10 protein-coding genes are annotated in these 13,345 nt (G+C 51.7%); 3 read left to right on the top strand and 7 right to left on the bottom strand.

Going from position 1 to position 13,345, the window contains the following annotated elements:
- The first annotated feature begins 159 nt into the window (after positions 1-159).
- Entirely contained in the window at positions 160-1,029 is an 870-nt protein-coding gene (gene porN, locus CRP01_RS33905) for a type IX secretion system ring subunit PorN/GldN (RefSeq protein ID WP_099154531.1), read from the top strand.
- A 145-nt stretch (positions 1,030-1,174) separates the two neighbouring features.
- Here the strand turns inward: porN and CRP01_RS33900 are convergent, their stop codons facing one another.
- From CRP01_RS33900 to CRP01_RS33875, 6 genes are all read right to left on the bottom strand, one after another.
- Entirely contained in the window at positions 1,175-1,768 is a 594-nt protein-coding gene (locus CRP01_RS33900; protein WP_099154530.1) for a riboflavin synthase, read from the bottom strand.
- Between the two features lie 228 nt (positions 1,769-1,996).
- A complete protein-coding gene (locus tag CRP01_RS33895) occupies positions 1,997-5,134 on the bottom strand; it encodes a DNA repair ATPase (RefSeq protein WP_099154529.1) in 3,138 nt (1,045 codons plus the stop codon).
- Positions 5,135-5,331: 197 nt separating this feature from the next.
- A complete protein-coding gene (locus CRP01_RS33890) occupies positions 5,332-6,684 on the bottom strand; it encodes a M24 family metallopeptidase (protein WP_099154528.1) in 1,353 nt (450 codons plus the stop codon).
- Between the two features lie 50 nt (positions 6,685-6,734).
- Positions 6,735-7,661: a hypothetical protein gene (locus CRP01_RS33885; protein ID WP_099154527.1), complete on the bottom strand. Its 927-nt coding sequence runs from the start codon at positions 7,659-7,661 to the stop codon at positions 6,735-6,737.
- Positions 7,662-7,899: 238 nt separating this feature from the next.
- On the bottom strand, positions 7,900-8,241 hold the full coding sequence (locus CRP01_RS33880; RefSeq protein ID WP_143473656.1) for a hypothetical protein: 342 nt from the start codon (positions 8,239-8,241) through the stop codon (positions 7,900-7,902).
- Between the two features lie 111 nt (positions 8,242-8,352).
- Complete coding sequence (locus CRP01_RS33875) at positions 8,353-8,589, bottom strand: hypothetical protein (protein WP_099154525.1); 237 nt, start codon at positions 8,587-8,589, stop codon at positions 8,353-8,355.
- A 99-nt stretch (positions 8,590-8,688) separates the two neighbouring features.
- Between CRP01_RS33875 and CRP01_RS33870 the strand changes: the two genes are divergently transcribed.
- Together CRP01_RS33870 and CRP01_RS33865 are read left to right on the top strand one after the other, a co-directional pair.
- Positions 8,689-9,354, top strand: a complete 666-nt coding sequence (locus tag CRP01_RS33870) for a TetR/AcrR family transcriptional regulator (RefSeq protein WP_099154524.1) — start codon at positions 8,689-8,691, stop codon at positions 9,352-9,354.
- A gap of 87 nt (positions 9,355-9,441) precedes the next feature.
- A complete protein-coding gene (locus CRP01_RS33865; RefSeq protein ID WP_099154523.1) occupies positions 9,442-10,026 on the top strand; it encodes a hypothetical protein in 585 nt (194 codons plus the stop codon).
- Positions 10,027-10,139: 113 nt separating this feature from the next.
- Here CRP01_RS33865 and CRP01_RS33860 read toward each other — a convergent pair whose 3' ends face one another.
- Positions 10,140-12,566 carry a TonB-dependent receptor gene (locus CRP01_RS33860; RefSeq protein WP_099154522.1) on the bottom strand — a complete coding sequence of 809 codons (2,427 nt, stop codon included), beginning with the start codon at positions 12,564-12,566 and terminating at the stop codon, positions 10,140-10,142.
- Positions 12,567-13,345 lie beyond the last annotated feature (779 nt).

Raw genomic sequence — 13,345 nt, 5'->3', positions numbered from 1 at the left:
GATAAAATAGTGCACCTGCTTAGCTCGTTAGCTTAAGCAGGTGTACTATTTTAGGGATAAACCTTATTTTTGGGTATTTATTCCTGTTAAAGTGTAATAGCCTGCTTGTTTACTACGTTAAACTGATGCACTTTTGCTATTCAAAAAATCTATTGAACCATGAAGATCGCTGTGAAATTATTGGGGCTTAGCATGCTCCTCTTCTGCTTTTCCGGTGTGTTAACTGCCCAGGAGCCCGGCAATATTATGATGATCGGGGCCGAGGAAGAAGTAGAAGAAGATCGTCCGCTGGATGATATTGTAGAAAAAAGAACGATCGTTCAAAAGCGGGTACTCGCTTATGATCACGTTCGCGAAGCCGACATCCTCTGGGAAAAACGCATCTGGCGTGTAATCGATGTCCGCGAAAAAATGAACCTTCCTTTCTCTTATCCGGAACGTCCTTTCTTTACCATTCTGATGGATGCTGCCAAATCCGGCGAGATCACTGTTTACAGTGCGGAAGATGATAAGTTCTCCAACAAAATGACCATCGACGAAGTTAACTCGATCGGTTCCAGTGTGGACACAGTGACCACCTTCGACCCCGAAACTTACGAAGAACAAATTCAGATCGTATCCAACGACCTGAACCCCGAAGATGTAAAACGTTTTCGTCTGAAAGAGATCTGGTTCTTCGACCAGGAATCTTCTACGCTGCAGGTGCGGATCATGGGTATCGCCCCACTGCTGGATGAGCGCGATGAAAACGGTAACTTCAAATACGAGCGCCCGCTGTTCTGGGTATACTACCCGGCTGCCCGGGAAATCCTGGCCCGTGAACGCGCATTTAACGGCGAAAATGATAACTCTCCGCTATCTTGGGGAGATATTTTCGAGATGCGTAAGTTCGCCAGCTATATCTTCAAAGCTTCCAACGTAAAAGACGAACGTATCCAGGATTATCTGTCCGGTGTGGATCGTCTGTGGGAATCGGACAAGATCCGTCAGGAGATCTTCAACTTCGAACACGATCTTTGGTCGTACTAATATCAGGCCGGTCAGTTGCTGATCTACCTAACTGATCGCTTATATATTGGATACGCATAAGTGTATCTACCATTAAGAAACGAGAAAAGGGATCCGGATTTGTTCTGGGTCCCTTTTCTTTTGTCAGCCTGTTATTCGTTAAACGCTATTTCATGTAAAGCGCCGCGTAGCGGGCCAGATATTTGCCGAGTACGTCAAATTCCAGGTTGACCTTTGAGCCTACGGTAAACTGCTGAAAATTAGTATGTTCGTAAGTGTAGGGGATAATGGCTACCGAGAACAGGTCTTCCTCGGGATTTACGATAGTCAGGCTTACTCCGTTCACACAGATGGAGCCCTTATCCACCAGCAAGTGCTCCGGCGTTGGCCGGTAACGAAACTGAAAATACCAGCTACCTTCCACTTCCTCGATCCGGGTACAAACGGCCGTGTCGTCTACGTGGCCCTGTACGATGTGTCCGTCCAGTCGTCCTCCGTAGACCATAGCGCGTTCCAGGTTTACTTTGTCGCCCACCTTCAACGCTCCCAAATTGGAACGATTAAGGGTCTCTTCAATGGCCGTGACCGTATAGGCGCCGTCCCGGATATCCACCACGGTCAGGCAAACGCCATTGTGGGACAAACTCTGGTCGATCTTGAGCGATCCGGCGAGCTCGGACGCAATTGTAAAGTGAACGTTACTACCTTCCCGGCGGATCTCCTTAACGGTACCCAACTGTTCAATTATTCCCGTAAACATACCTTTTGAAATTTTCGGCAAAATACTGGAACGAGCGCATTGAATCAACTTAATGCCGGTAATCAGTAGCTAAATGCAGTTTTTTTACGCTGAGCCAACCAAAATTCGCCGGGCCGGTGGATCTCCGCGCAGAAAGGAGAACCGGTTCAGCGGGAACTGGGAAACTTTTTACACCGGTGTAATCGGCCCCCAGACCCGCTGCTACGGATCAGATCTTGCTCGATGGATCTATTCTACCTGCTTGCTCAGGGCCTCCTGAATTTCCTCCCGCAGATAATCAAACGTACTTCCGTTCGGGAATACCCGCAGTAGTGTCCCTGCTCCCCGGAGTTGCGTTTGCAGTAGCTGGCGATCCGCTTCCGTCAGGGCGTGGTGCCATAGCAGGTAGGCGAAAGCCCGGATATCGGAAGGATAACGGAGCAGATCGATCGTCTCGTAAAGCTTTACGAGTTCGTCGAGGATCAGCAGGGCATCCTGATCGTGAATACCTTTCGTGTAACCTTCGTTGTATCTTTGGTTGACCGCTTCTTTTACCAGAGCCTCCAGATCCGCGTTTTGCCGGTCTTCGAGCCGGAGCCACTGCTGAAAAACCCGGTAAGCGAGATATTCGGCCCGGTAAACGCCTGCATCTTCGGAAATGAGTTCCTGAGACCATACTTCCTGCAATTCATTCAGTTCGGCGTCTTCGATCAGTTCGTAAAAATCCGTTCCGGTCAGGTGGTAGTACAGCGCACCCCGGCGTTCAATGATGCTCAGATCGAGCGGTTGCACATTGACGTCGAAGTGGTGCTGACCGAGCTTGATGATGTTCTCTCCGTCGAGATACAGGTCCTGACGGTCGCGCAACTGACGGACGGCTTCTTCCCGCAGACTTTTCAATTGGGTCTGCAGTGCGGCGGCCTTATTGGAGTCTTCCAACTCCTGCAGTTGCCGGATGATGTCCCGGACCTTCTCGATCATGATGTCACTCGCGAAAAAGCCGTTGATGGCCTCGGCGTCCCGAAAGTTTTGTAAACGCGAGGAAACTCCTTTTAGAATACGCTCCGCCGCCAGTTGCAACTGATCGGTACGCTTGTGCAGCGCTTCCGCAATGGCCTTTCTCCGGCTGTCAAACGCGATATAGATTTCCTCCCGCTTTTCACTCAGGATAGGAATAAAGCGATCGTATTCCGCGAACTGACCTTCCAGTTCTTCGACCTGGACCAGTAATTTGGTCAGGTAATCATCGCACTGCTTACCGGTCTTGGCGAGATCCAGAAAATTGATGGTGCTTTGGTCCAGCAATTTGATCTGGGCCCGAAAGGCAGATTGCGCCTCGGTACCGGCCAGCTCCCGGTGTTTCTTCTGAATACCGCCTTTTAGCTGGTTGAGGGTAGCGAAAAGAGCGGATATCTGGTCGATGATCCGGGTAGAATCATTGGCATCGGTAATGTGCAGATTGTTGACGATCTCGATCAGAAGCTGGAGTTCCTGGGCGGTTTTTTCTATTGCTTCCTCCAGGGCCTTTCCATCGAGAGCACTTGTGATCTTTTCCAGTTCATCCCGGTGCTGGTTGATCCTTTCCTGATAGGGAAGAAGCGCTGTGTCACTCAACAGGAACCGGATGCACTGCCCGGAAAGGTCTTCCTGGTACTGATCGGCCCGTTCCATCATCTCCGCGATGAATTCCTTATCCGTATAGCGGAGTTCTTCCAGGGAAACGATGGCTCCCTTCAGACGCCGCAATTCACTGAGCGCGTATACGAAGACGTCAACAGATTCGAAATTCTCCTGCCCGATCTGCCGGAACAGGTCCAGGGCCTGAGCGCGAACCCGCTCGATAGCGGACTGGGTGGTACGTTGAATGCTGAGTTTCTTTTCGTACTCATCAATGGCGGTTTTCGCCGTGTCGCGCAACTCCTGCAGCACCTCCCCGAGACGGAAGGTCTCCTGGTGGTTGATCCAGTAATAACTATCCAGCACATCGGTACAGCGACTGACCAGATCTGCGTACAGGTCGGCGTAGCTGTCTTCTTTATGGGTAAGGCTCAGGATCTCCCGGCATTCCGCCATGGCCTTGACGATCTCTTTATTGCCGAGCTTGGACAGGTAACTGTCCGTGTGTTCGCGCGCCAGCACCGGGTTACTGCCGAAAGGCGTTTGCCAGAGCTGGATCATGTGGTGCTTGGTTGCTTCTTCTTCCGAACGGAAATAGCCCATGGTGCCGTCCGCGAAAATGGCGAAACCGTGGCAGCGGATAGGCGTTTCCACGGCCTGGGTGATCACGTTATAGGCCATGAGTATGGACTGTCCGGCCGCCTGATTGTAAAAACTGTAGAGGTAATCCTCACCGTTCGGCGCATTGATCCGGCTCTCGAATTTCCAGCCCCGTCCCACCGATTCGAACAGTTTGTATTCTCCCGTTTGCAGATAGTATCCGTTGGAAAAGATCAGACCCTGTCCGTCGGGCAGCAGGACGCCGCTGTCCGCCAGCGCATCGATGCGCTGGACTTCCTGCATTTTTTCGTTAAAAACAAAATAGCGGAAGCCTTCCTGATAGGGCCGGATCTTCAGAACGATGAGGTTGCCGAGGTCGGCGTAGAGGTATTCGGCATCATCGAGGGTCTGATCCTGATGCAGCACTTCCTCCCGGTAAATGCCCCGACCATCTTCGGTATTATCCTCCACCTTGATCGTCAGATCACCACCGACGGTTTCCACAAATACGCGATCCAGCACGGATACGTGGGGATGAAGCCCTTTGCGGTGCTGATCCCGGTCGATGCGTTTCCAGCGAAATTCGAACTGTTGAACGGCCCGGATCTCGTGCTCACTCCGGGCGTCTACGTACTGGAGGTCGTTTTCCCGGATCAGCCATTTGAAAGCTTTGATATCGCCGGCATTGTTCGATACCTGAAAGGTCATGTACAAGTAGCTGCCCTGCCGGACAAAGCGCACGAAAAAAGCGTCCTTATAATAACGGTAGAGGTTCTGGAAATCGATCTCGAACTTCTCGTGCTTGAGCAATTCCAGGCCGGCCTCGCGGAAAGTGTTACCTTCCAGCCGGTATACATTGAAGACATCCGCCAGCTGAATGCCGGAGCGGAGTCCGATGTGTACGTTATAACCGAAAATGCAGTATTGCCCCAGCGCAAACATATCCCGGGCAATGCAAAAGTTGCCGGTATTGAGCCGCTCGTTGGCCAGTAGTTGCGGCTCAACGGTTCCGAAGGTTTCTTTACGGAGCGCGTTGAGCTGTTCCAGGCGCAGTTCCAGCTTATCGGACTGCTGCTGTAGGCGGTTCCGGATGATCTCGTAGGTACCGGCCTCCAGGCTGTGCTGCTTTTCGGGGGTTGAAGATTGAACTTTGCTTTGAGTATTTTCCATGAGCACGCAGGTTTGGTCATTGTTGAAGGATCAACAACAAATTAATTTCTCCATAAAATAGGCCGTTCGGGCTGAAATGGCCATTTTTCACGGCTAAGCCTAGGAGAAACTCGACCACCTTGGCGGACTCCAAGAGACGAAGCCCCGGATGCGATCGACTTTGTTTTTCGCATCCGGAGCTCCCGGCCGGCTGTCGGTTATTTACCCAAATAGGGGGATTGCCGGGGGATCAGGAACAACTCGGTCTGCCGTCCGTCGATATAGCGGACGCCCGTTTCATCGAAGTAGGCATCTTCCTCCATCATCATGCGGATGGTCTTTTTCCACTGCGGGATCTCGACGGCGGTATTCAGCTCAATGGAGTAGGCCGTGTTGTGAAAAAGCGGATAATCGCCCTTGTGCGGCACACCGCCCTGCTGGTCCCAGAGACCGATGGTCGGGCCGGCAGCATGACCGTGAAAACCGATGGGGTGGGTATAGATAGTCGGCTGAAGTCCCTCCGCTTTGGCTTTTTTCAGCGCACTTGCGAGTACTTCATTTCCGCTGCGACCGGCTTTATACTCGCCGGTGAGGATATCCATGAGACGCAAACCTTTCCGGAAAGCATCCTGAATATAATCCGGCGCTTCGGTCTCACCCGGCCGGAGCACATAAGCGTTCTCCTGGGTATCCGTATTGAGGCCCAGGTAAGTGATCCCAAAATCGACGTGGAGCAGATCTCCGGGCTGGATCACCTGCTGGTCCGGGCGTTTGGAAAAAGCGCGCAGGTGATCAAAGGATTCCGGATCGGCTCGCTGGATATCAACGGTAGGGTGGAACCAGGTGACGAGCCCGAGTTCGCGGATGCGCTCCCGGTACCACCAGACCACTTCGTCAGTAGTGGTGACGCCCGGTTGAATCACGGCGTCGGAAAACCCTTCGGCGATGATCTGATGGGCAATGCGCACGATCTGTTGGTAAACCGCCATTTCATCGGGTGTCCGGCTTTCCAGCCAACCGATAGCCAGTCGCTCGGCGGAGACCAGCCGGTCCGTGTAAGTTTCCGGTAGGACTTCCCGCAATTGATCGTAATGATAGGAAGAGATGCCGTCGGCCAGGCCGAAGTGTTCCGAACGATTGACCCCGATCTTGCGGGGTTGCCGTTCGGCAATGATCTCGGCCAGTCGCTGCCACTGATCGGGCTGCTGTTCTTTGTCCCAGGCTTTTTTGAATACCTCACCCACATCATAGCGGGCGCAGGCCAGTGTTTCGAGTTCCTCGCCGTTGTCGTAGATCACGAGCATGGTGGTGCGGCGGGCGGATAGCCAGAAGGAAGGCAACATGGTTTTTAGTACGGGATCCTCGTTGTATTCGCGGGAGATCAGGATCCACATGTCGATCCCTTCGCGTCGCATGATCTCCGGCAGGACGGTGGCTACCCGTTCCTGCAACCAGCGATCCCGCACTTCTCCCTGTTGCTGCAGGGAGAGAATGGCGGGCATTTGGGCAAAGGCGCTCTGAAAGGAGGTGAAAGCAAAAAGTAAGACCAAAGTTCGAAAGAAGTGGTGCATGAATAATTTGGATTTGGTAATTAGGAACCACCAAAGATATCCATCGCACCTTAAACGTTCTCCAAAAGCTGATCCTTTTTTGTATCCAGGTAATCGATCTGATGCTGGATCTGCCGGATCATATTCTTAAACTGCGTAACGGAAGCATTCACTCTCCGCCACAGCTCGATCAGTTCGAGATAGATCGGATGAAAGTCGTTCTGCATTTCACCACGGTAGAGTAAGCTGTTGAAATAAGCCGGACCGAAACGGAAAAAACGCTCGGGGGCCTCCGGCAGGCGCGCCCGGGACAGTCGATACAACTCGAAGACGTCGGCATCGTACTTCGGGAACAACTGACCGACATTGATGACTTTTGATTTTAAGCGGTCTAAATAATCATAGGTCGCAAAGGTGTCACCGTTTTCCGTTATATAGGTTTCCAGATACAGGCCACCGGCTTCCGCCAGTTTTTGCAACTGATGGGCCAGCGTCAACAACTGGGCACTGGCCCGGCTGCCGCTGATCACCACGAGCTGTATCTGCTGCCGGAAATCGTGTAGATCACTCTGGCGGCGATACACGTCGCGCAAAAGCTCACTCTGCTCGTCGGAGCAATGCAACAGTTGGGATTCCCGTACTGATTTGAGGTGCTCGATCTCGCGCTCCACTTCGGGCAGGCTACTTAATTGCTCTTCCAGGATCTCCTTTTCAAAATGGAGCATCTCCATCTCATCCTGCAGTCTTTTGCGCTGCAGCAGCAACTGGTGATCCCTCTCGGCAATAGCTTCCGGGCTGTTACCGTCCGCCGTGACCAGCGTCCGGCCGATAGCCATAGCAATGGTTTGTAAAGGAGAAGCGTTACGGTCGATCTGTTCGTTGATCTCGCCCACGGTCAATTGTATCTGCTCCAGGCGCTGATCCAACTCCTGCAGGTGAGCTTTGGTTTTTTTCAGTTGCTCCCGGCGGGCGAGAGCCGTTTGCAAGCGCGTAGTCATGATCGTAGTATTTAAATGGTGTTTAGCCTACAGGCGATCCATAGCTGGAATACTGCCTGAATTGGACTGTAAATTACGTTAATTCAGAATTATAAAATACTCCTTTAACGCCACAGATCGATCTTTTCTCGGCTAGCCTAGGGGCAAATTCGATGAACGTTTAGACGTTTAAATGTTTAAACGTGTGAAGGTGGAAACGTATGAATGTTTGAATGTGGGAGAGTGGGTGGGCAGTCTTTTAGTTGGAGGTTTTGGTGCGAAAAGTTAGGAAGAGGAACGCTCCGGCGAAATAGAGGAGGGCGTCCCGCCAGTCGGCCGTGAAGTTGGGGGAGAGTAGCGGGAAGCCGATCTCAAAGAGCAGGCTCAGCAATAGGGTGAGTAACCAGATCTCTCCGGTGGTGATCTGGTGCCGGAACAGTAATTTCTTTTCCCACTGCCAGATGCCCAGCAGGAGTGGCATGCAGAGCAGCGGGTCCAGATACTGATCGGCCAGGGGAATGCTAATCTGCCAGGCCTTTTGCAGCAGTTGATGCGCGATGAAAATCGTGCCGGCAAGCAGGTACATTGGATGGATCCACATTGGAAGGGAGTGCTTATTGGGTGATGAAAGGCTATTGATATTTCCAAAATAAAGCCCCACAGCGCTTTTGCCACGGGGCCTTAAAGGAAAAGGGTGTAAACGTTTATCGATCTAAAACACGGCCATAAACGCAATGGCCAGGCCGAGGATCAGAAAGGGCGAAAGAATAATAATAAAAAGTATACCGAAAAAGCGCAGGACCAGTTTGTAGCCCAGCATCCAGGTCGGATCGTCGTCGCGAAAAGCAACGTAATCCATGAAGTTTCGGTATTTTTTGCCGGTCCAGTCCATCATTTTGGCGGACGGGTCCGCGCCCGGCGGCTCGCTATTGTGGTGTTCTTCATTCATTTAGCCAGGATTTTGTAATTTTAGTACAAATGTACTAAAAATGGAAAAATAGTACAAGTGTACTAAAAGTGAATTTCGACGAGTATATTTGCCGTATCGATGAAAACCAGAGATAAAATAATACGGGAAGCGAAACGACAACTGAATGAGCAGGGATTCGACCGGGTGAGTATCCGCAGTATTGCCGATGCAGTGGGGATCAGTCCGGGCAATCTGACCTACCATTTTAAAAATGTAGACACCATTGTTTACGAACTGTACATGGAACTGGTGGAGGCGCTGAGTGCTTCTATTCAGGAATTCCAGCCCCATAAACTGAGTACACAGTGGTTTTACGAGCAAACGGTGAAAAACTACCGGGTCATGTGGGATTACCGCTTTTTGCTGCTGGATTTTGTGACCGTCACCCGGAAAAACCGGCAGGTGAAAGATCATTTTCGGCAATTGGTGGCCATGCGGCAATTACAATTCCGTATGTTCGCTGATCAGATGATCGCCAACGGGATCATGCAGGAAGAGCGGGTGGCCGGCCTTTATGACCGGTTCATCATTCAGACCATCATATTTTCCGATGCCTGGTTGTCGGATGCGTTGGTCCATTTTGATGAATTCGGGGATCGGATGTTCCACTTTTATGCGGACCTGATGGTGAGTGGCCTGGTCCCGTTTTTGACGGAAAAAGGCTTAGAGGAATACCGCGGGTGGAAGGCCTCAAAAAACGATCCACCCTTTCGCGGCTATCCTTCCATTTTGGGCAAAATGTAGTTAAAAAAGGTTTAAAACCTACAATTCAGGCCGGTATGCGCATTTATAAAATGAGCATCAGCCTATATTTGCACAAAACATCCAATAATGAAGAAGATCCTTACCTTAATTTTTGTGCTGGCCCTTTGCGGCAGCATGATGGAAGTTTCGGCTCAGAGCAAACGCGATACCGATGAGTACTTTGATGAAAGCGGCAATATCGGACACCGTCTCTGGTACGGTAGCCACTTTACCCTGGGATTCAACGGCAACGGTTTTACGTCTCTGTTTCAGTTCGGACTGGCGCCCATGGTCGGCTTCAAATTCAATGATATTATTTCGGTAGGCCCACGGGCTTCGCTCCTGTACTACAATTACCGCGTCAATTACGGTGGTGGTAATGTCGACAAGGTCAATACCACAAGTTGGGCGGTTGGGGTATTTGGTCGTATTCGGCCTTTCCCGACCTTTTTCGCACAGTTGGAATATAACCTGGAGAACGAACCGATCTTCAATTCGGACCTCTCTGTATCCCGTTTTGAGCGGGGGGCATTTTATATCGGCGGCGGTTACAATGCCGGAAGCGGCGGACCGATCGCCTTTGAAGCGCTGTTGATGTATCACGTCAACCAGCCGGGTAATTCCTTCGAGTCTCCCTTGGATTACCGCCTCGGGATCACCTATAATTTCTAGATTTCCCGGACGCGCAAGACATTACCTACCGATTAAAAGAAAAGACGCCGGCCATTTTCAAAATAGCCGGCGTCCTTCGCTCCGTTGGCTTACTAATGACCTGTGAAAGTTTATCAGAAGCCGATGGTCAGCCCCAGGAGATAATTCCTGCCCGCCTGCGGATATAGTCCCTGATCCACCAGATCCGTTCCGTCATAGTTGTAGCGATAAGACCAGGCGTTGGTCTCGTAGAGCTGATCGAATACGTTCTGTACCAGAAACGTTAGTCCGATCTCTTTGAAAAAGCTCGTCTTCCAGCGGTATTGCAGACGGAAATCACTGAACCAGTAAGCATCCAGCACATTATTTTCATCGGATGAATTATCGATGTACTGTTTACCGACGTATTTGCCCAGCAGGCTAAGGGCGAGCTGGTGGTCTCCGCCCTCCGGTAATACCTGGAAATTTATATCACCGCCGGCAATTACGGAAGGAGAAAAAGCCAGGTCGGTATCCTCCCGGCGGATGGTCTGTTGCTCCAGCCAGTTGAAATCCGCATCGTAGGCATCGACGTATTCGGTGTAGTTGTCCACCTTGTTCCGGCTGAGGGTCACATTGGCATTGACGTTCAGTCTGGGGCTCACCTCAAATCCACCGACCAGTTCCAGCCCCAGACGGTAACTTTTTGGAACGTTGATCCGCATGTATTCTCCCACATCGTTGATCTGACCGTTCAGTACTAGTTGGTCCCGATAATCCATATGGTAGACATTGGCACCTAGCGCGGCTTTGTTCCAGCGATGTCTCAGGCCGATCTCCGTATTGTACAGGCGCTCGGGCAGAGGCCAGCTGCCGATCGGGTTTTCGGTATAATCATTGCGGTTGGGTTCGCGATTGGCCACGGCAAAAGAACCGTATGCTTCGGTGCGCGGACTGATCTGGTAAAAGATACCGGCCTTGGGATTGAAAAAGCTCATCTCATCTCCGGCGGGTACCGGTACACCCTGGTTATTCACGCCGACGAAATCGTAGCTCACCCGGCGCATCTGGAGGTCAACGTAGGCATTCAGGTCCGGCAATAGTTCGTAGTTGACCTTCCCATAAATATTGAAATCCCGTTTTTCTGCATCATTGTCGTAATAAGGTTCCCGGATTTCGCTGTTGGAAGCGAAACGGGCCCAAATAACCTCGCCGAAATGACGGCCCTCGTAAATGTGATAACCACCGCCAAGGGTAGTGGTGAGGCGGTCGTCGTCGCTGGTGTACCGCAGGGCGTAGACCGTACCGTAAAAGTCATTGTCCAGCCAGCGGCGGCGGATCAGATCGGTCGAAGTTACTTCTCCAACGGGTTCCAGGCCGTAATCTTCGAGATCTTCTCCGGCCTTGTACTGCTCGAAGAAACCTTCCCCCTGCGTCAGGTGAAAAGCCAGACTGAGTTCCAGTTGGTCGGCGAGTTGCTGATCGTACAGCAACTGATAGTGGGTTTGCCGGTAGTCGTCTACTTCATTGTCGTAGGGATCGCCCGCTTTTTCCGTACCGGCGGAGTTGAAAGTCCGCGTCTCCCGGTCGTCGACGAGGTCGGCCGGTACGCCGTTCCAGGCCTGATAGGTGACCTCGTGGCCGGAGAAAGCATTAAAGCGCAGAATGCTCTTTTCGCCGTAGTAGGCACCCGATAAGTACCAGGAGTCGAGGTCGGCCCGCGCCCGGTCGATGTAGCCATCCGAGCCGATGCGGGATAGCCGTCCGTCCAGGCTGAACTTATTGCGCATCACCCCCGTGCCGAACTCCACATTCCCCTTGAGGGTGTTGAAAGACCCAATCGAAGTATTCGTCTGAAAGTAGGGATCATCCCGTTTTTTGGAGGTATTTAGGTTGATGGTAGCGCCGAATGCCCCGGCACCATTGGTGGAGGTACCTACACCCCGCTGGATCTGCACATCGCTGGTGGAACTGATGAAATCCGGAAGGTCTACCCAGAAAGTGCCCTGCGATTCCGCGTCATTCAGCGGGATGCCGTTGATGGTGACGTTGATGCGGGTGGGGTCGGTGCCGCGGATGCGAATACCCGTGTAGCCGATGCCCGCGCCGGCGTCGGAGGTGACCACCGTGGAGGGCGTCCAGCGCAACAGATAAGGCACATCCTGGCCCAGGTTGTTGGCCTGGAGTTCTTCCTCGTTCAGGTTGGTGTAGGTCATGGGCGTTTTGGCGTCGGCCCGGGTGGCGGAAACGGTTAGTTCCTGCAGGGTAGTGCTTTGTGCCGCCAGGCGAAAATTCAGCGTAATCCCCGCAGTACCGTTTTGCGGAACGCTAAACGACTGGCTTTCGCCCTGGTAACCGACGTAGGATACCTGCAGCGTATACCGGCCCGGATCGACCCGGTTGAGCCGGTATTGCCCATCCGTATCCGTGATGGCGCCTTGTTGAGTTTCCTCGATCAGGACATTGGCGCCTACCAGCGGGCTACCATCGGTATCGGTGATCCTGCCGGATATCGCTACCTGCGCCCCAAGCTGGCCAACGAAAAGACTTAGGAACAAAGTGAAAAATAAATAACGAAACATAAAAAAGACATTGTGGGTGAATCGAATACTTCCGGCAGGGGTCGCTGGAAGTTGTTTGAATCACCACACCCTTGTGCGGAGGTGGAGAAAGGTCACGGTTGACGGTGTACGGCGCGTTCGGTTGACGGTAGGTTTTTACCGAAAGCTGAATACTAGGATACCGAATACCGTAAAATCATGTTCTCCACTAGGAGCCGTAGGATTTCCCTTCCCGGAATTACCCGGGCAGGTTCCTGTTCCGTTGCTCCTCCGGAACAAAGGGTATGATCTCAGCCGCCTGTGTTGTGAATGATAAATGAGAGGGAAAGAATGAGGTGGAAACAAACGCCTGCTCATCAGTTTATGATCTTAAGGCTTTTCACATCAAATCAACACACTATCGAATTATCAAATCATCACCACGGGTAGCACCCCTTAAAGTGGCCGCAAAGATACACAGGAATTTTGGGATGTGGAAGTCGAAAAGAAATTGGAGGGACCTGGGGGCGGTTTGTCGGGAGTACTTGTGGAAACAAAAGTGGATTCGGATTAAGCAGGTTTTTCCTTAACTTGAGTATTGGCCCCATGGTCATTAGTACCCATCCTGAAAAGCAGAAAATGTCAAAAACTGAGTTTTTAGTGGCCCATGCAGAATTCTCTACCGGGATCATCCTTACCGTCGATCTGGCAACTCACACCAGGGTAGGGGAAATATTTAAGAGGTTTTCAACTCGGGAAGCTGCCGTAAATTACATGCTTCAACTCGTCAGCAACCGCCCGGATATTGAATGCTTACTGAG

This window comes from Flavilitoribacter nigricans DSM 23189 = NBRC 102662, assembly GCF_002646595.1.
GTDB lineage: Bacteria > Bacteroidota > Bacteroidia > Chitinophagales > Saprospiraceae > Flavilitoribacter > Flavilitoribacter nigricans.
The sequence above is the reverse complement of the archived record's forward strand: the minus strand, read 5'-3'. Positions and strand labels throughout refer to the sequence as shown.

What these genes read in the sequence shown, in the direction of transcription:
- porN (WP_099154531.1), top strand. Translation starts at nt 160, where the DNA reads ATGAAGATCGCTGTGAAATTATTGGGGCTTAGCATGCTCCTCTTCTGC.
- CRP01_RS33900 (WP_099154530.1), bottom strand. Translation starts at nt 1,768, where the DNA reads ATGTTTACGGGAATAATTGAACAGTTGGGTACCGTTAAGGAGATCCGC.
- CRP01_RS33895 (WP_099154529.1), bottom strand. Translation starts at nt 5,134, where the DNA reads ATGGAAAATACTCAAAGCAAAGTTCAATCTTCAACCCCCGAAAAGCAG.
- CRP01_RS33890 (WP_099154528.1), bottom strand. Translation starts at nt 6,684, where the DNA reads ATGCACCACTTCTTTCGAACTTTGGTCTTACTTTTTGCTTTCACCTCC.
- CRP01_RS33885 (WP_099154527.1), bottom strand. Translation starts at nt 7,661, where the DNA reads ATGACTACGCGCTTGCAAACGGCTCTCGCCCGCCGGGAGCAACTGAAA.
- CRP01_RS33880 (WP_143473656.1), bottom strand. Translation starts at nt 8,241, where the DNA reads ATGTGGATCCATCCAATGTACCTGCTTGCCGGCACGATTTTCATCGCG.
- CRP01_RS33875 (WP_099154525.1), bottom strand. Translation starts at nt 8,589, where the DNA reads ATGAATGAAGAACACCACAATAGCGAGCCGCCGGGCGCGGACCCGTCC.
- CRP01_RS33870 (WP_099154524.1), top strand. Translation starts at nt 8,689, where the DNA reads ATGAAAACCAGAGATAAAATAATACGGGAAGCGAAACGACAACTGAAT.
- CRP01_RS33865 (WP_099154523.1), top strand. Translation starts at nt 9,442, where the DNA reads ATGAAGAAGATCCTTACCTTAATTTTTGTGCTGGCCCTTTGCGGCAGC.
- CRP01_RS33860 (WP_099154522.1), bottom strand. Translation starts at nt 12,566, where the DNA reads ATGTTTCGTTATTTATTTTTCACTTTGTTCCTAAGTCTTTTCGTTGGC.